Annotated in this window: 18 protein-coding genes and 1 other RNA gene; 10 read left to right on the top strand and 9 right to left on the bottom strand. The window is 42.3% G+C overall.

Going from position 1 to position 17,606, the window contains the following annotated elements; translation table 11 throughout:
* Nucleotides 1–361 precede the first annotated feature (361 nt).
* The 4 genes from leuO (at nucleotide 362) to L7A31_RS17395 (ending at nucleotide 5,288) form a co-directional block, all read left to right on the top strand.
* Nucleotides 362–1,321, top strand: coding sequence for a transcriptional regulator LeuO (leuO, locus tag L7A31_RS17410; protein ID WP_237363037.1), 960 nt, complete (start codon nucleotides 362–364; stop codon nucleotides 1,319–1,321).
* Between the two features lie 382 nt (nucleotides 1,322–1,703).
* Entirely contained in the window at nucleotides 1,704–3,425 is a 1,722-nt protein-coding gene (locus tag L7A31_RS17405; protein ID WP_237363036.1) for an acetolactate synthase 3 large subunit, read from the top strand.
* 1 nt (nucleotide 3,426) lies between these two features.
* Nucleotides 3,427–3,921: an acetolactate synthase small subunit gene (gene ilvN, locus L7A31_RS17400; RefSeq protein ID WP_237363035.1), complete on the top strand. Its 495-nt coding sequence runs from the start codon at nucleotides 3,427–3,429 to the stop codon at nucleotides 3,919–3,921.
* A 248-nt stretch (nucleotides 3,922–4,169) separates the two neighbouring features.
* The gene (locus tag L7A31_RS17395; RefSeq protein WP_237363034.1) at nucleotides 4,170–5,288 is read left to right on the top strand and encodes a GGDEF domain-containing protein; all 1,119 of its coding nucleotides are present in this window, start codon (nucleotides 4,170–4,172) and stop codon (nucleotides 5,286–5,288) included.
* Nucleotides 5,289–5,325: 37 nt separating this feature from the next.
* On the opposite strand, the gene serA is transcribed toward L7A31_RS17395, so the two are convergent.
* The 5 genes from serA to L7A31_RS17370 form a co-directional block, all read right to left on the bottom strand.
* Nucleotides 5,326–6,555: a phosphoglycerate dehydrogenase gene (gene serA, locus L7A31_RS17390; protein ID WP_237363033.1), complete on the bottom strand. Its 1,230-nt coding sequence runs from the start codon at nucleotides 6,553–6,555 to the stop codon at nucleotides 5,326–5,328.
* A 242-nt stretch (nucleotides 6,556–6,797) separates the two neighbouring features.
* The gene (gene rpiA, locus L7A31_RS17385) at nucleotides 6,798–7,454 is read right to left on the bottom strand and encodes a ribose-5-phosphate isomerase RpiA (RefSeq protein ID WP_237363032.1); all 657 of its coding nucleotides are present in this window, start codon (nucleotides 7,452–7,454) and stop codon (nucleotides 6,798–6,800) included.
* A gap of 128 nt (nucleotides 7,455–7,582) precedes the next feature.
* Complete coding sequence (locus L7A31_RS17380) at nucleotides 7,583–8,173, bottom strand: 5-formyltetrahydrofolate cyclo-ligase (RefSeq protein ID WP_435532902.1); 591 nt, start codon at nucleotides 8,171–8,173, stop codon at nucleotides 7,583–7,585.
* Nucleotides 8,174–8,233: 60 nt separating this feature from the next.
* A non-coding RNA gene (gene ssrS / locus L7A31_RS17375) (6S RNA) lies at nucleotides 8,234–8,417 on the bottom strand.
* A gap of 21 nt (nucleotides 8,418–8,438) precedes the next feature.
* Complete coding sequence (locus L7A31_RS17370; protein ID WP_237363031.1) at nucleotides 8,439–8,744, bottom strand: cell division protein ZapA; 306 nt, start codon at nucleotides 8,742–8,744, stop codon at nucleotides 8,439–8,441.
* Between the two features lie 275 nt (nucleotides 8,745–9,019).
* On the opposite strand from L7A31_RS17370, the gene L7A31_RS17365 reads away from it, so the two are divergent.
* From L7A31_RS17365 to L7A31_RS17355, 3 genes are read left to right on the top strand one after another with little or no spacing between them, the layout of a single operon-like run.
* Nucleotides 9,020–9,607, top strand: coding sequence for a YecA/YgfB family protein (locus L7A31_RS17365; protein WP_237363030.1), 588 nt, complete (start codon nucleotides 9,020–9,022; stop codon nucleotides 9,605–9,607).
* A 39-nt stretch (nucleotides 9,608–9,646) separates the two neighbouring features.
* The gene (ubiH, locus tag L7A31_RS17360) at nucleotides 9,647–10,825 is read left to right on the top strand and encodes a 2-octaprenyl-6-methoxyphenyl hydroxylase (protein ID WP_237363029.1); all 1,179 of its coding nucleotides are present in this window, start codon (nucleotides 9,647–9,649) and stop codon (nucleotides 10,823–10,825) included.
* Nucleotides 10,826–10,841: 16 nt separating this feature from the next.
* Nucleotides 10,842–12,065 carry an FAD-dependent 2-octaprenylphenol hydroxylase gene (locus tag L7A31_RS17355; RefSeq protein ID WP_237363028.1) on the top strand — a complete coding sequence of 408 codons (1,224 nt, stop codon included), beginning with the start codon at nucleotides 10,842–10,844 and terminating at the stop codon, nucleotides 12,063–12,065.
* Nucleotides 12,066–12,143: 78 nt separating this feature from the next.
* Here the strand turns inward: L7A31_RS17355 and L7A31_RS17350 are convergent, their stop codons facing one another.
* The 3 genes from L7A31_RS17350 to ygfZ form a co-directional block, all read right to left on the bottom strand.
* Nucleotides 12,144–12,350 carry a DUF1107 domain-containing protein gene (locus L7A31_RS17350; protein ID WP_237363027.1) on the bottom strand — a complete coding sequence of 69 codons (207 nt, stop codon included), beginning with the start codon at nucleotides 12,348–12,350 and terminating at the stop codon, nucleotides 12,144–12,146.
* 435 nt (nucleotides 12,351–12,785) lie between these two features.
* Nucleotides 12,786–13,259, bottom strand: coding sequence for an aminoacyl-tRNA deacylase (locus tag L7A31_RS17345; RefSeq protein WP_237363026.1), 474 nt, complete (start codon nucleotides 13,257–13,259; stop codon nucleotides 12,786–12,788).
* On the bottom strand, nucleotides 13,252–14,223 hold the full coding sequence (gene ygfZ, locus L7A31_RS17340; RefSeq protein WP_237363025.1) for a tRNA-modifying protein YgfZ: 972 nt from the start codon (nucleotides 14,221–14,223) through the stop codon (nucleotides 13,252–13,254). Before ygfZ ends, L7A31_RS17345 begins: the two co-directional genes overlap by 8 nt.
* A 206-nt stretch (nucleotides 14,224–14,429) precedes the next feature.
* Between ygfZ and L7A31_RS17335 the strand changes: the two genes are divergently transcribed.
* Both L7A31_RS17335 and L7A31_RS22265 read left to right on the top strand, forming a co-directional pair.
* Entirely contained in the window at nucleotides 14,430–14,690 is a 261-nt protein-coding gene (locus L7A31_RS17335; RefSeq protein ID WP_237363024.1) for an FAD assembly factor SdhE, read from the top strand.
* Complete coding sequence (locus L7A31_RS22265) at nucleotides 14,659–15,066, top strand: protein YgfX (protein ID WP_354003825.1); 408 nt, start codon at nucleotides 14,659–14,661, stop codon at nucleotides 15,064–15,066. The genes L7A31_RS17335 and L7A31_RS22265 overlap by 32 nt, the downstream gene beginning before the upstream one ends.
* Nucleotides 15,067–15,088: 22 nt before the next feature.
* On the opposite strand, the gene nadB is transcribed toward L7A31_RS22265, so the two are convergent.
* Nucleotides 15,089–16,696: an L-aspartate oxidase gene (nadB, locus tag L7A31_RS17330; protein ID WP_237363023.1), complete on the bottom strand. Its 1,608-nt coding sequence runs from the start codon at nucleotides 16,694–16,696 to the stop codon at nucleotides 15,089–15,091.
* A 325-nt stretch (nucleotides 16,697–17,021) separates the two neighbouring features.
* On the opposite strand from nadB, the gene rpoE reads away from it, so the two are divergent.
* Nucleotides 17,022–17,600 (top strand): RNA polymerase sigma factor RpoE, encoded by a 579-nt coding sequence (gene rpoE, locus L7A31_RS17325; RefSeq protein ID WP_237363022.1) that lies wholly within the window; start codon nucleotides 17,022–17,024, stop codon nucleotides 17,598–17,600.
* Nucleotides 17,601–17,606 lie beyond the last annotated feature (6 nt).

The raw sequence follows: 17,606 nt of genomic DNA, 5'->3' as shown, positions 1-17,606 counted from the left end.
ATCTTTACACATAAATCGTGTGTTTTTATTCTGGCTGGCAATCGATTGCCTTCCGTGCATGTTTTCACCTAAATATATATGCATATTTTATAAATCAGGATTTTATATCTTTTTATAAAAGTAATAAGTATATGAAAAATGGGAATAAATATGAATGGTAGGTAAAAAATACTGATTAATTATCAATCTTGTTGCCAAGTAATGAATGATTAGTTGATAGTAGTAATCAGCTCGGAACTATCCGGGGAATAAATATAAAAAACGTAGGTTATCTATTCCTAACCGAATAACGCTAATTTAGTAGCGGATTTATAGATATTGTTAAGTATTGTTTGTTGATTACCATGAAGAGGCGTAACCAATGTTAGACAAAAAAGATGCAATGAGTGCTATTGCGAGCTATCGAATGGAAAGCACATTACGTGGAGTAGATTTAAACCTATTGACTGTATTTGATGCAGTTATGCAGGAACAGAACATCACTCGAGCAGCCCATAATTTGGGTATGTCTCAACCAGCTGTAAGTAATGCAGTTGCGCGCCTTAAAGTTATGTTTAATGACGAGCTGTTTATGCGCCAAGGCCGTGGCATTCAGCCTACTCAGCGTGCAAGACAGCTATTTGGCCCTATTCGCCAAGCGCTACAGCTAATTCGAAATGAGCTACCAAGTTCTATTTTCTCACCAGAAACGTCTACTCGCTTGTTCAAGCTAGCAATCTGTAGCCCGTGTGACATGCGCTTTGCACCAAAAATCATGTCTAGCGTTCACGAGCAAGCACCAAATGTACAACTTCATTTAGATGCTGAGTTTGATCGCCTGTTAGCAGAAAGAATGCGCTACCAAGAGATTGACTTTGTTATTGATTACGCTCGTTTCGATGAACAGGGCTTCTCAAGCACTGAAATTTTCCAAGATGAGCTTGTTGTTGTTGTTTCTAAAGGACACTCTCGCATTCAAGGTTCCGTAACCGCAGAAGAGTTAGCAAACGAGAAACACGCAAAACTTTCTAAGGTTCATGGTCAACGTAGCTTCTCTGAGCAAGCTTACAGCGAAATTGACGTACAAGCGTACTATGAAGGTACTAGCTTAAGTAATGTGCTGTACGTTGTAGGACAGTCAGAATTAGTAACCATCGCCCCACGATGGATGGTGGAAAATGCCGCAAACAAGGAACAGTTACAAATTTTAGATTTCCCATTTGAGAATTCTTGTATTAGCGGATACCTAAGCTGGCATGAGTCTAGCGAAAAAGATAAAGGCCACATCTGGCTTCGTGATCAGCTAATGATGATTTGTGGCGAAGTTGTAGCACTAAACTAAATATAACTACAACGTCAGCGCAACACGCTAGGTACGCTCCGAGGAATCCCACCTCGGAGCTTTTTTTAGAGCTAATTAATTTATTTCCTGCAGTTTTTAATAGTTCAAACTGATCTTTTGTTACTTTTCTAGTGGTTTATTCTTATTCTGTGTGATGTTGGTAGATTTTGTACTTATTCGTAACATATGCAATTAGACCTAAACCAAATTAGACGTTAAAGTTACTCCGTTATCTTATCTCTCTATCTAGGAGGTAAGTACATAGCCGAAGACCAATTGTTGCAACAAGAGTTCAACAAAAGGCTACGAATAAGACCTACGACTATGTAAACCAGAATGGCTTATTTATCCGATAAGTTTATTGCTGGTCAAAGGAGAAAATATGGAAACGCTATCCGGCGCAGAGATGGTAGTGCAATCTCTGATTGAAGAAGGTGTTGAGCAAATTTTTGGTTATCCAGGCGGATCGGTTTTGGATATCTATGATGCTTTGCACGCAAAGACTGAGAAAATCAAACATGTACTTGTTCGTCATGAGCAAGCCGCAACTCACATGGCAGATGGTTATGCCCGCGCGACAGGAAAACCCGGCGTTGTTCTAGTATGTTCTGGCCCAGGAGCGACTAACACTGTTACCGGTATTGCGACTGCATACATGGACTCTATTCCGATGATTGTCATTTCTGGCAACGTCCCAAATAGCCTAATTGGTAACGATGCCTTTCAAGAATGCGATATTGTTGGTGTATCTAGGCCAATTGTTAAACATAGCTTTTTAGTTAAAAAAGCAGAAGATATTCCTGAAACCGTCAAAAAAGCTTTTTACATTGCTTCTACGGGAAGGCCGGGTCCAGTTGTGATTGATTTACCAAAGGATGTGATGAATCCATTGGTGAAGTTTCCGTACCAATATCCTGAAACAATGAAGATGCGCTCTTACAACCCAACAACGACAGGCCACAAAGGACAAATCAAGAAAGCTCTGAAAGCGCTACTTGAAGCTGAAAAACCAGTGCTGTATGTGGGTGGTGGCGCTATCATTTCTGAATCTGCTGAATATATCGCTAAACTGGCGGAAACACTAAATTTGCCCGTTGTCAGTACGTTAATGGGCTTAGGTGCCTTTCCTGGGACACACAAAAACTCCTTAGGTATGTTGGGTATGCACGGTACCTACGAAGCGAATATGGCGATGCACAACGCTGATCTGATCTTCGGTGTAGGGGTGCGTTTTGATGACAGAACGACCAACAATCTTGAAAAGTACTGCCCGAATGCCAAAGTGATGCACATTGATATCGACCCGTCATCAATTTCGAAAAACGTGCAAGTTGACTTGCCAATTGTTGGATCAGCCGAAAAAGTCCTTTCTAGTATGCTCAACCTGCTTGTTGAACAAGGTGGCACCACTGATGAAAATGCGATGCAAGGCTGGTGGCAAGATATTCAAGGCTGGCGCGACCGTCAGTGTTTGGCTTATGAAACTTCCTCAGAAAGAATTAAACCTCAGCAGGTAATTGAATGTCTGCATAAATTGACCAACGGTGATGCTTATGTTGCTTCCGATGTTGGCCAGCATCAAATGTTTGCAGCACTTTATTACCCATTCAACAAACCACGCAGATGGATCAATTCTGGCGGTTTAGGAACGATGGGCTTTGGGTTGCCTGCTGGCATGGGTGTGAAATTCGCTAAGCCAGATGAGGAAGTGATTGTTGTTACTGGTGATGGCAGTATTCAGATGAATATTCAAGAGTTATCAACGGCTCTTCAGTACAACATCCCAGTTAAAATCATTAACTTGAACAACCGTTTCTTAGGAATGGTTAAACAATGGCAAGATATTATCTATCAAGGTCGTCACTCTAACTCTTATATGGATTCAGTTCCTGACTTCGCCGCTATCGCTGAAGCATATGGTCATGTAGGTATGCGTATCTCCTCACCAGATGAACTGGAATCAGGCTTAGAAAAAGCATTGAGCATGAAAGACCGTTTGGTCTTTGTCGATATCAGCGTTGATGAAACAGAACACGTCTACCCAATGCAAATTAAAGGCGAGGGTATGGACAAGATGTGGTTAAGCAAGACAGAGAGAACCTGATATGAGACATATAATTTCAGTATTAATGGAAAACCAACCAGGCTCTTTGTCACGCGTTGTCGGATTGTTTTCACAGCGTGGCTATAACATCGAGTCATTGACTGTATCTCCAACCGATGATGAAACGCTATCTAGGCTAAATATCACTACCAAGTCTGACGAGATGCAATTGGAACAAATTCAGAAACAGCTGCATAAGCTGATTGATGTGTTAAAAGTACAGGAAGTGACCGAACTTGATCATATTGAACGTGAGTTGATGATGGTAAAAGTGAAGGCCACTGGATTATCTCGCGATGAAGTTAAGCGTACAGCAGATATTTTCCGTGGGCAGATTGTCGATGTGACCGCTACTCAGTACACCGTTCAGATGGCTGGAACCAGTGAAAAGCTCGATGCATTTATTAAGGCTCTTTCTGAGGCGACTGAAGTTATTGAGGTTGCAAGAAGTGGAGTGGTCGGTATTGCTCGCGGTGAGCGAGCGCTAAAAGCTTAACCGACAAAAAGCTGAAATGTTAAAAAGCCACATTTTGTGGCTTTTTTCTTGCCTATCAAACAAGTACAAATACCGTACTTGTGTACGTAAGAAGTGATATAGCGCCCCCTAGCTGGCAGGCCTGCTAGAATCAAAATCTCAATTTTGCAACACTTAGTTGTAATTTTATTTAATTTATGCGCACTGGTTCATATTGTACTACATTGACAGATACTGGTTAGGGAAACGTCAATACATGGATAAGTATAATGAGAATCACAGACAAATCGCTGGTTGAGCAGCAGAAGATATCTGAAACGGCGCTGCGGCATCGTTTAGATCTTTTTCGACTCACCCAGTCTGACATCCTAGAGTTGAGGGCTATGAAGGGAGTGATTAGCCGGAAACTAGACAGTTTAGTTACCGACTTCTATCAGCATCAAACACGCACTCCAGATGTAGAGACATTGATTGGTGATGCAGGAACGCTTCAACGGCTTATACAGGCTTTAAAAAAGTATGTACTAGATATATTTAGTCGTGACATCAATTTAGAGTACGTTGAGCACAGATTAAGAATTGGTTTAGTGCACAAGCGAATAGGTGTTGATCCAAAGCTGTATTTATCTGCAGTCAACTACCTAAAGGATATTTTGGTTCAAACGATACATACAAATATATCGGATGAAGAGTATTCAAAAAAATTGAGCGACATTCTATGTCGAGTAATGGATTTCGATGTGTCATTTGTTTTTGATACTTATATCAAAAGCATGATGAACGAACTGGAAATGGAAAAAAACAAATCAAATACCTATGTCGCTGATTTAGAGTCTGTGGTTCTAGAGCGAACCCAAAGCTTAGAAAAGATGACAAGGCTAGACCCTCTAACAAACCTACTGAATAAGAGAACCTTTGACGAAAGCACTCAACAGCTACTCGATGAATCGGTTGAAAAAGGGGAGCCTATCTCTCTGGTATATATCGACATTGATAACTTTAAGATATTCAACGATGAATTTGGGCATGATGAGGGAGATACTATTTTGATCCTTGTATCAGATTGCATCAGAGCCGTATCTCGCAATGTCGATACATGCTATCGCTTTGGTGGTGATGAATTTGTAATTGTGATGCCCGGTTGTAGCAAGGAAAACGCAGTAAAAAATTATCTTCCGCGATTAAGAGAAGAAATTGAAAAAGTTCGTTCAGATATCACGTTAAGTATTGGCATCGCGCAGTCTGGTCCGAAAAACTACCTATCACTGAAAGATACACTGATTCGAGCTGACAAGGAAATGTATAAAGAGAAGCAGAAAAAGCCAAGAACACTTAGGCAGGTGCCGAAAGTTGCCAATATCTCAGGAGACAAAAAGGCTACTTCTTAGTAGCCTTTTTGCTATAACACCGCAATAGAACGCATTCTTAGTGCAAGATACGTGCTCTTATTGTGCCGCTAATATTTTTCAGCTTTTCTAAAGCCTCATTCGAGCGGGCTGACTCCACGTCGATGACCACATAACCAATATCAGAAGAGGTTTGCAGGTATTGTCCGGCAATGTTGATGCTTTCTTCTGCAAATATAGTGTTTATCTGCGTCAAAATACCCGGTTGGTTACGGTGAATGTGTAGTAGCCTTGAACAATCTCTATGAATAGGCAGTGATACTTCAGGGAAGTTGACGCTAGACAATGTAGAGCCATTGTCAGAATACTTCGCAAGTTTGCCAGCTACTTCAATACCAATATTCTCTTGAGCTTCTTGAGTCGAACCACCAACGTGCGGTGTTAGAATCACGTTGTCGTACTGTATTAGTGGAGACTCAAATGGGTCAGCATTGGTTTTTGGCTCTACAGGAAATACATCAATTGCAGCACCTGCTAGTTGCTTTGATTCAATTGCTGAGGCGAGTGCTTGAATATCGACTACCGTTCCACGTGCAGCATTAATGAAAATGGCGCCCGGTTTCATTAAAGCGAATTGCTCTTCACCCATCATGTTCTTAGTGTCATCTGTTTCTGGAACGTGCAGAGAAATGACATCACATTGATTTAAAAGCTCAGCCATCGAGCTGACTTGAGTTGCGTTACCAAGAGAGAGCTTGTTCTCAATATCGTAGAAGTACACGCGCATGCCCAAGTTTTCAGCAATAATGCCTAGCTGAGTACCGATGTGTCCATAGCCGATAATACCCAACTTTTTGCCACGCGCTTCGTAAGAGTGGTCGGCGCTTTTTTTCCAAATACCACGGTGAGCTAATGCATTCTTCTCTGGGATGCCACGAAGCAGCAATAAAAGCTGGCCTAACACGAGCTCTGCGACACTACGAGTATTTGAGAATGGGGCATTAAAGACAGGAATACCACGCTCTGCCGCAGCTTTAAGGTCAACCTGGTTAGTGCCAATACAAAAGCAGCCAATTGCGACGAGCTTTTTCGCAGCGTCAATGACTTCCTTGGAAAGATGAGTTCGAGAGCGAATGCCCACAAAGTGAGCATCTTTAATCGCTTCCATCAGCTCAGATTCAGAAAGGGAACCTTTGTGGTATTCAATGTTGGTGTAGCCTTCGGCCTTTAAGACTTCAACTGAAGAGGAATGTGGCCCTTCAAGTAGTAGGATTTTTATTTTTTCTTTTTCCAGTGAAACTTTAGCCATTGTTCTCGTCCTATAACGCAAATGAGATATGTTGTGTTCGAAATGCGGAAATTACGTGAAATTTAGTCGAATAATGCTCACGCAAACGTTTTCCTTGGTGTTCTGTGTTCATTAAAGTAACAAAAATTAATTGTTTTGGGTAAGAAAATTACAGGAAAAAGGAAAATAATTGGGAATATAAGATAATAAAGCGCCATAAGGCGCTTTATGTAGTTTGATTACTACTTGAGTATGTAAATAGGTTACTCTTCGATTTTTGCACCTTCAGGTGTGCCAGTAATAACTACATCAGCACCACGGTGAGCAAAAAGGCCAACTGTGACGACACCAGGAATCGAGTTGAACTTGTCTTCCAGTTCTTTAGGGTTCGTGATGCTTAGGCCGTGAACATCAATAATAATGTTGCCGTTGTCTGTAACAACACCTTCACGATAAACCGGGTCACCACCAAGTTTGACGATTTCTCTTCCAACTTGAGAGCGTGCCATTGGAATGACTTCAACTGGTAATGGGAATGTACCTAGCACATCAACCGCTTTAGTGCCGTCAACAATACAGATGAACTTATTGGAGATTGCAGCCACTATTTTTTCTCTAGTTAGCGCAGCGCCGCCACCTTTGATCATTTCACGTGCAGCGTTGATCTCATCAGCACCATCTACATAAACATCTAGTGAAGTAACGTCGTTGCAGTCAAACACTTCTATATCAAGTTGCTTTAGTCTTTCTGTGGAAGCAACAGAGCTAGACACTGCACCTTTGATGTCTTCTTTAATCGTGTCCAGAGCGTCGATGAAATGATTGACAGTAGAGCCAGTGCCGACACCAACAATGCTACCTTTTTCAACGTATTTTAGCGCAGCCCAACCTGCCGCTTTTTTCATCTCATCTTGAGTCATGCTCATCTCCTAAAATGTTTGCGTTACCAAGTGAATTTGGCGCGATTATATACCTAAAACTCGCAAAGATGCGAGTTCAAGCTGAATGAAAAACTATTTAATATGACGCTATCAAAATTAGCTAGATATTAAGTATTCCATTGCCATATTTTGCTAGGAGTGACGAGTTTTGGTAGAGGGATATCCCATGAGTGAGTCGGTATCGCGTCAACTTGCTGACAATCATGAGCGATGCCAATAGGGAAGGGGCCTTTTGAGCCGTGTTGCCAGTTTTCTAGCGTGCGATCGTAGTAACCGCCGCCCATGCCCAACCGATTACCTTTGTCATCAAAGCCGACAAGCGGAGTACAGATCATATCGATCTCAGCAACTGGCTTTATCTCTTGTTGGCTAAGTTTGGGTTCCAAAATGCCATAGCGGTTGGCGATTAATTGCGTACTTTTCTCGTATGTTAGGAACAACAAGTTCCCTTTAGAAAAAGGATGCAAGATGGGTAGGTAAATTTGCTTTCCTATATTCCAAAGCGCTTCGATGAGTGGTTGGGTAGACAATTCACCGTCATTCGATAAATATAGAGCGATATGTTGGCTAGCTTTCAGCTCGTCTAGTTGCAGAAACGTATTGACTAACTCTTGTCCAGCTCGTTGCTGCTGATCTTTACTTAACTTATTACGTTTTTCTCGAATGGATTTTCTTAAGGAGTCACGGGAAATTATCATAATGTACGAAATGTCCGTTGTGAGCTGCGATGGTCTACAAGTTCAGCAGAGTGATGTAGGAGATACCCCGGGGTGCCGTTGAGGATATTGACCCTTGAACCAGCTGGTTCAAGGCGGATTGGCAATGTTAACCGTAGGCTTCTCGATACGAGTCGAGCTTGCTCAATAGTTAGCAAGTACTAATCCTAAAGTATTGCTTATCGGCTCAGGGACTTAATCCCACAGACAAACACCTCAGGGTAAATATTTGTGCTTACAAGTAAAGTTAACTTGCAGATCTGACTTTACTTAAAGCTTGTTCTAGCGAGTCCGAAAGCTTTTCTACCTTCTCAAAGAGTTCGCTTTGCTGGTTTTTTGAAACCTTGCTAGTTTGCTTTAGTTCATAACAGCAATTTAGAGCGGCTATGGTTAGCAGCTGAACTTCATTGGTTACTTTCGTTTTTGAGGTCATTTCTCTTAAACGGTCATCGAGGTCTTGCGCTGCCTCAATGAGAGATTCTTCTTGCCCTTCTGGACAATTTACTCGAGTTAACTTTCCTAAAATTTCAACTTCTACCGCTTGATTACTCATTATCCATGAACTCTATACGCGCTTCTTTTTATGGTGATTATCATACGTGACCACCGAGGTAGAAACTATAATTTAAACGCTCTATAAGATTCAAGCTTTTCTACTCGTTGGTACTTAAATGATAGGCCAATTACACAGGAAATGGGCAAATTGAATACAAGCTATCCATATTTCGTGATGTGAACATTTCAGCGTAGCTTAGGTAATGCTATTATTAGGGGCTACCGACTTCATTGGTTGGTAGCTCCTAGAAATTTTTTGATTTAGGCCTTCATATGACTAGTAACACTCTTCCTGATTATGCCACTTTATCCGACACACTAAACTCGAGTTCTCTCTCGGTTAACCCTGCTGAACTACATGGTTTGCTAGTTGGGATGCTAAGTGGTGGTCTAAACCCAACCGATGATACTTGGAAGTCGTTGCTTTTTGACTATACCAATGAAGGTATGGGCTGGCCTATCAATGCGTTAGAACAAGCGCAGCGTGTATTTGATGCGACAAAAAAGGAGCTGATGAGTTCAAGCTTCGAATTATCACTTCTGTTACCAGCAGAACTTTCTAAAGCTAGCCTTTTGGAAGTGGCTGATAGTTTTTCTGACTGGGTGAATCACTTTATATCCGGTTTAGGTTTGGCTGATGCTAAGCTGCGTAAGGCATCTCAAGAGGTTAAAGAGTCTCTATCTGACTTGGAAGAGATCGCTCGTCTAGGTATTGACGAAGAAGACGATCTTGAGGAGCAAGCTCAGTTGCTTGAACAAGTTATGGATCATGCCAAAATTTGTGTTCTGACTATTCATGCTGAGCTTGGTAAGAAGCCGGCTCAAGGAGAAGGTCAAGACAAGAAACCTACTATTCACTAGAGTAGTAACTGTTAGATAAGTAGACGAGAAGTTGTTCGAATGACTAACTACGATATTGTCATCGCTGGTGGAGCAATGGCTGGTATGACATTGGCTTTAGCTCTAAACGATGCGAGTAAAGGAAAGCTGAAAGTCGCTGTTGTTGAGCCGTGTGAGCTTGACCATTCTAAGCACCCAGGTTTTGATTCTCGTTGTATTGCGCTTTCGCATGGAACTGTACAAATATTGAGAAAGTACGGCTTGTGGGAAGTTCTGCAACCACTAGCAACCCAAATTGACGATATTCATGTCTCTGATCGTCACCATGCTGGAATGACCGACATTAGTAGTAAAGATCTGTTTGTAGATGCTCTTGGGTATGTTGTTGAGCTAGCTCATGTTGGTCGAGAGTTTCAAAAACTTGTCGATGCAATCGAGAATATTGATTACTTGTGCCCTGATAGCGTTGAATCTATCGAGCGATCTACAAAACAGGTCAGTGTTTGTTTATCTAGTGGTAGCCAAATACAAGCGAACCTTCTGGTAGCGGCTGATGGTGCTGGTTCTACTTGCTGTGAGCTACTCAATATGCCCAGTGCAGAGCACGACTTTGAGCAAAGTGCAGTGATCGCTAACGTCGTCACAAGTGAGCAGCACAATCATAGGGCTTTTGAGCGCTTTACGGAAAATGGTCCAGTGGCGCTGCTTCCGCTAAGTGAAAATCGAATGTCTCTTGTTTGGTGTATGGCTCCTAAACATGTAAATGAAGTCATTGGCCTAAGTGATGATGAGTTTTTGTCACGACTTCAGTCTGAGTTTGGCTGGCGCTTAGGACAATTCACGCAAGTGGGTAAGCGAGCCAACTACCCATTGGTATTAAGAACCAGAATGCAAAACGTATCTCACCGATTTGCCATTGTAGGTAATGCAGCTCAGACACTACACCCTATTGCGGGGCAGGGCTTTAACTTGGGTATCCGTGATGTTGCTAGCTTAGTTGAAGAGATCGAAAAATGTATTGAAGATCCGGGACAGCATAAAGTGCTCGCAGGTTTTCGTACGCGCCGCGAGAGCGATCGTATCAATACTATTCAGCTTACATCCTGTTTGGTTCACCTGTTCTCAAATGAACTACCAGCTCTTAGGCTCGCTAGAAACTTAGGCTTGTTTGCAATGGATAATTTGCCACAGTTAAAAGCTCCTTTATTACAACAAACTCTCGGGTTAATTGACCGCTAAAAACAAGGTTAGATAGATGATGCAAAATGTTGACATTGCCATAGTTGGCGGCGGTATGGTTGGGCTAGCTTTGGCAACCGCTCTGAAAGAAACTGAATTGAGGGTGGCTGTTATTGAGAGCAAGATACCCAATGAAACGCTTTCTGATTTACCTGATGTTAGAGTGTCAGCGCTAAATCGTGCCAGTGAAAATATTCTAAGAAAAGTTGGCGCTTGGGAAGCAATCGAGCAGAAGAGACTGTCTCCTTACAATGCTATGGAAGTGTGGGAGAAAGATAGTTTCGCTAACATAAGTTTTTCTGCAGAAGATATTGCGCAAAACAACTTGGGCCATATTGTCGAAAACCGAGTTATTCAGCTCTCTTTACTGAACGTAGTAAAACGTTGCCCGAATGTTTCTCTGTTCATGCCTGCGACCATTCAATCGTTGAATATTGGCGAAAGCGAAGCTTGGATGTCTCTTGATGATGGCCAAATGCTAACAGCGAAGCTTGTTGTTGGTGCTGATGGTGCTAACTCATGGGTTCGTAACCACTTCGATATTCCGCTAACTCACTGGGACTATGGACATAGCGCTTTAGTCGCGAATATTGAGACGGCCTTGCCTCATAATGGTGTAGCTAGGCAAGTGTTTACACCTTCTGGGCCACTTGCATTTCTGCCTGTTAAGTCTTCTGATCCCTCTCAGTCAGAGAAATTATGCTCAATAGTTTGGTCTACTGATCCTCTACGAGCGGAGTCTCTAGTCGATATGACTGAACAAGAGTTTAACCAAACTTTAACTGCGGAATTTGATGGCAAGTTGGGGCTTTGCAAAGTTGTCGGAGAGCGCCATGCTTTCCCGTTAAAAATGCGTTATGCGAGAGACTTTGCCTCAGAGCGAGTCGCTTTGGTAGGAGATGCTGCCCACACTATCCACCCTTTGGCTGGCCAAGGAGTGAATTTGGGCTTTCTTGATGCGGCCAGTTTAGCTCAACATGTGATTTCTATTTGGGAGCAGGGGCAAGACATCGGTTCAAAGAAAAACCTGCGTAGCTATGAGCGCTGGAGAAAAGCAGAAGCGGTTAAGATGCAAGCGGCTATGCAAGGCTTTAAAGAGTTATTTGATGGTAGTAATCCAGTTAAGAAGTTAGTTCGTGGGATTGGCTTGAGTGCAGTGTCATACTTGCCGGGGGCCAAAGACGAAGTGATGAAATATGCGTTGGGGGTTAAAGGGAATTTACCTGAGCTAGCGAAGTAAATGAGCTCGAATTCAGTGCGGTGATTTATTGACTTGAGAGTGAGGCTGGGTGACTTCCAGTCTCACTCTTTTGCTTCGCTATATATAGGCGCAGCGAAGCTTCATTATTTCTTGATTAACTTCTTTTACAGCTTGGAAGTGTCTCGGCTCTGCTTTTGCGGGCAATATCAACTTTCCATTATCAAACTCAAACCCACCAACTCCATAAATATATATTCTTCCTTTAAATAGCCGACTTATATGTTTAGCAATCATACTTGGAATATAGCGCTTAAACTGTCTCATACGATATCCTTCCTAATTTCTAGCACCGCTGATTATACCAACACCCCATTTTATTTTTGTGATAGCACTGGGGAAAAACGTAGTAGTTACTGACCTTGTTAGATATTAATTCTGCAATTTAAGTAGAATTTAGCAAAAGTATTTGTAACTTGAATGAAAGCTTGCCTCTTATGTTGATGTCGCTCATGTTTCCTTATTAAACCTAATCTAGCTTGTTTAACTGTCATGGCAGTATAAATAATAGACTAGTTTTTGTGGTTTTTGCTAATTCGGCTCAAAACTCGAACAAATGCAATTGAGCACAACTGCATCTCATACGCTAATTGACATCAATTAATAGTAGAAGTTCTATATATTTATTATTTAATTTATCGAACGGTTACCCATTGAACATTGTTATATGTTGTTACAACTTAGTGTGTGTCATTTTATTATTTAGTCACGACAAATATCAGTTAGAATAGGTGAGCAAAGTGATTGTAATGAAAGATAATATAGCTCTATGCCAAATAGTTTGCTTCCACTACTGATGGTGATTTTGTTTTGCAGTGATAGGGTGACATCAAACAGGATAGTTATATTGTCAGGAAGGAGTAAAGGAGTGACGGTTCCAACTTCGAAACCTGTGATTTGATAAACTTGCGCGGCTGCGACGCATGTGACTCTTCTGCATGAGAGCTTAGCTCGAACTTTTTTTGGATCAACGACCTTGTCCCCGGGAACACAGGCTAACAAGTAATTGTTGTCCATGTCCTTTAGCAGAATAGATTTCACCATCCGCGATGGACAGATTCCTCTTTGCTGAGCCGTTTCTTTGATGGATGTAGTTTGCTTTGATTGTGTGAGAATTTTGTACTCAATACCTTGCTTATCAAGGTATTGAGTGATCGCAGTCGATTGGTTATTCATCACTAATTGAGTAAGGAAGTGGTTGAATCGTCCATATAGATTCAGGCTCAGAACAAGCTCTTAGGTTCGTTTCTTGCTCTAAATTATTAGGCAGTACGATGAGGCCAATTACACAACCGTCTGCATACTGGTAGTGCGCTAACAATGTGCCAGCCTTGCGCCAGTTTTCACCAACAGAACGTTCTATTTCAACGCTTGAACCTTCAGTAATAGAGGCCGTCAGCTTGCCTTTAACTATGTACATCGCACGCTTGTTTATACCACGGTATTTAGCTCTGGCGACCATTTCTTGTCCTGTATAACAGCCTTTGCTGAAGCTAATCCCGCCCAAAGCTTGTAGATTAAACGCTTGAGGAATGTACTCATTTTGCGCATCTTGATTGACAATAGGCAGCCCTTGTAGAATATCGGCCATACTCCAGAGCGCTTCATGGGCTTTAACGGCATCTGCAGTTTCTACGATGTTTCTCGCTGATTCTTCGTTTACCAACAGTAGCCAGCGCTGATCGCTGATTTTAACGGCCGTGCCATTTTCAATCTTGCGGACATGACCAGTATCTTCGCTCAATGTATCGATGTAGGTGTCAGCTTCTTCGCCCATAATGCCCAGCAATACACCTTGAGATTCCTCAATAGTGACTTTAGAAAATACAGCGTATTTCTTTATCTCAGTTAGCTCTTTTTCAATAGCAGAAAGAGGCTGAAGCATTGCGTAGCCATCTTGATGTGAGAATAGACGGAATATCGTCCACGCTTTGCCTTTGGCATCGCAGTGGGCACCCAAAGTGCTTTGATCTTCTGGCAAAGAAACCACGTCGCAAGTTAATTGACCTTGTAGGTAGGATTTCTTGTCATCGCCTGTGACGGTTATAGCACCCCATGAAACTAAATGAGAGACAGTTAATTTAGGAAGCGTGTCATTTTCAGTGATTGTTAGCGAGGGAAACTCACTTTGCCAGCTCATTCTAGGCACCTTTGATTATTGCTGATTTACTGCAACACATGGTAAAGCCAATTGCTTAGCAACTGCAAGCAGCATTGTGGTGAATTTTTTAACGACAAACCTTGGAATTTATTGGCTCAATCAAGGAGTGTGATATCGACACTAGTTGGAATGGTAGCCGCTTGTTACACTCTGCCCATTATAAGGATTAGTCTTGTGAGGACTGTATGTACACCGATGAAGAAAAAGCGCGAATCAAGTGGGCTTGTCGCAGAGGTATGTTGGAGTTGGACGTAGTCATAATGCCCTTTTTTGAAGAGTGCTTTGATTCTTTGTCCGAAAACGAACAAAAAGACTTTGTTTCTCTTCTTGAATGCGATGACCCAGACTTGTTCACATGGGTTATGGGGCATGGACGAAGCGAAAACCTAGGTCATGCGGCCATGGTAGATAAAATTGTCGCCCATAACCTTAGCAAAGTCCGTTAGTCTATTCGCTCACCACTCTTTTAAGGCGCGCATTGCAAATCTATTGGTTTTTCAGTTTGCAGTGTGCGTTTGTATCATTTCGCCCTTACCACTTGCAATCTCTTCCTATTTGATTGGATTAGTAATTACCCTATTTCTAGGTGGCTCATTGATCCCAAGAGCTATATCAGGTTTCTTTCAGGTCACTCAGAGTGGCAAGTTGACCTTGAGTAATGAACATTATCACCCTAGCAAAGTACTCTTTGCTTATGCGCCATTGTTTATTGTTTTTTCAGATAAAAAAGGTAGAAGGTGGAGTTTGTGGAGGGATAGTTTAACTGAAAAAGACTATCGTCGTTTTTTGGTTTATTTACGTTATCTAAAGAAAGGGGAATAGCTCCCCCTTCTAACAGAGTTGGTTAACGACTTGGTTCTAAAATTGTTGGGCCACTGTTTTCGATTAGGTTTGGGTAGTCTAGGGTATAATGCAGCCCTCTACTCTCCTTACGCTGCATTGCACAACGAACCATTAGCTCAGCAACTTGTAGCAAATTACGTAGCTCGAGTAAGTTGTTGGATACCCGGAAGTTACTGTAATACTCGTGAGTTTCTTGTTGAAGTAGCTGTATACGACGAAGCGCTCGCTCTAGTCGCTTGTCAGTACGAACAATCCCCATGTAGTCCCACATAAATAGGCGAAGCTCATGCCAGTTATGTTGAATGACAACCTCTTCGTCAGAGTCACACACTTGGCTTTCATCCCAAGCCGGAATTGAATTTGGCAGCGTTGCGTTTGGCAGCTTATCTAGAATGTCTTTTGCAGCAGACCAAGCGTAAACCACACACTCTAATAGTGAATTAGATGCCATACGATTTGCACCATGCAGCCCAGTATAGCTGACTTCTCCGATAGCATAGAGCTGTTCAAGGTCGGCTTCGCCGCTCTTGTTTACCATTACGCCGCCACAAGTATAGTGGGCTGCTGGAACAATTGGGATCGGCTCTTTGGTCATGTCGATATCGAGATCTTGCAGACGCATATGAATGGTCGGGAAGTGCTTTTCGATGAACTCAACAGGTTTATGGCTGATGTCTAGGTACATGCAGTCAACACCAAGTCTTTTCATCTCATAGTCGATAGCTCTAGCGACGACGTCACGCGGGGCTAGCTCTTCTCGCTCATCAAAATCTGGCATAAAACGAGTGCCATCTGGACGAAGTAAATGAGCCCCTTCGCCACGCAGAGCTTCGGTTAGCAGGAAGTTCCTTGCTTCAGGGTGATATAAGCAAGTTGGATGGAATTGGTTAAACTCTAGGTTTGCGACTCGACATCCTGCCCTCCAAGCCATAGCAATGCCATCTCCAGAAGATACGTCTGGGTTAGAGGTGTATTGATATACCTTGGATGCACCACCAGTTGCTAGAACAACAAATTTTGCTCTTACTGTTTCTACATGTTCGTCGGCTCTATTCCAAATATACGCTCCGACTACTTTGTTTTTATCGCCGCCAATTTTTTCTTCAGTAATTAAATCGAGTGCGTTATAGCGCTCATAAATTTCGATGTTTGGGTGATTGTTGACGTTGTCTTGGAGAGAGGTTTGCATTGCCATGCCAGTGGCGTCGGCGGCATGAAGAATTCGTCTGTGGCTATGGCCGCCTTCTTGATTTAGGTGATATTTCGGTTGGCCATCTTTGTCGTTCTCCTCTCTATCGAAAGGGACTCCGCCATCAATTAGCCATTGGACACACTCTTTCGCATTCTCTGCGATAAATTTAACGGCATCTTGCTCACAGATGCCTGCACCAGCGATATGGGTATCTTGAATGTGCGATTCGATGCTGTCTGACTCGTCAAATACGGCAGCAATACCACCTTGCGCATAGTAAGTTGCACCTTCGCTGCGTGGTCCTTTGCTGAGTACAATTACTTTGGCATGCTCTGCGATACGAAGGGCTAATGAGAGACCGGCTGCTCCGCTCCCCACTACTAATACGTCACATACATGTTCACGGTGTGCGTTCATAATACTGTTCGGTCCTGAGCTGATGAAATAGCATTCAGCTTATATAAAGAAAATCTATAAATACAGTTGAATAGAATACAATTATTTTTACATCCCATTGCTTTTCGCTGAGTTCGACTTTAGATTTGTGTTAAGCGAACCCATAAACATTACATCATAATGGCAAATTGAGTTGATAAAAAATTTACGAAAGTTTTGAACTTTTTTTGCATTCCTAGGTCACAATACTGCTCATGTTAGCGGTGGTGTCAATACTACATTTTGCATAATAAAAGCTCATGTCTCGCAGTAGATAGGGTGAATAACAATAGGAGTACACGCTCGAATGAACGAGCAACTGACCGATCAAGTATTGATAGAGCGAGTACAGAGCGGAGATAAGCAAGCATTTAACCTTTTGGTTTTAAGGTATCAAAACAAAGTATGCAATCTTATTTCTCGATACGTGAGCAATTCTGGAGACGTTGCCGACGTCGCCCAAGAAGCCTTTATTAAGGCGTATCGTGCAATTCCCAGTTTCCGTGGTGAAAGCGCGTTCTATACTTGGTTATATAGGATAGCTGTCAATACCGCTAAAAATCACATTGTCGCGCAGAGCAGGAGGCCACCCGCAAGCGATGTAGATGCTGAAGAAGCAGAATATTACGAAAGTAGTAGTGCGTTGAAAGAAATATCGAACCCGGAGAACTTAACGTTGTCCAACGAATTGAAGCGTGTTGTATTTAGTTCTATCGAGGCACTACCAGAAGATTTGAAAACAGCGATGACTTTGCGCGAGCTAGATGGCTTAAGTTATGAAGAAATTGCTGAAGTGATGGATTGTCCAGTGGGAACAGTGCGTTCTCGTATATTCCGTGCTCGTGAAGCGGTGGAAAAGAAGATTAAACCTCTTTTGCAACGTTAAAGCACT

Source organism: Vibrio marisflavi CECT 7928 (assembly GCF_921294215.1).
In the GTDB taxonomy this organism is placed as follows: domain Bacteria; phylum Pseudomonadota; class Gammaproteobacteria; order Enterobacterales; family Vibrionaceae; genus Vibrio; species Vibrio marisflavi.
The sequence above is the reverse complement of the archived record's forward strand: the minus strand, read 5'-3'. Positions and strand labels throughout refer to the sequence as shown.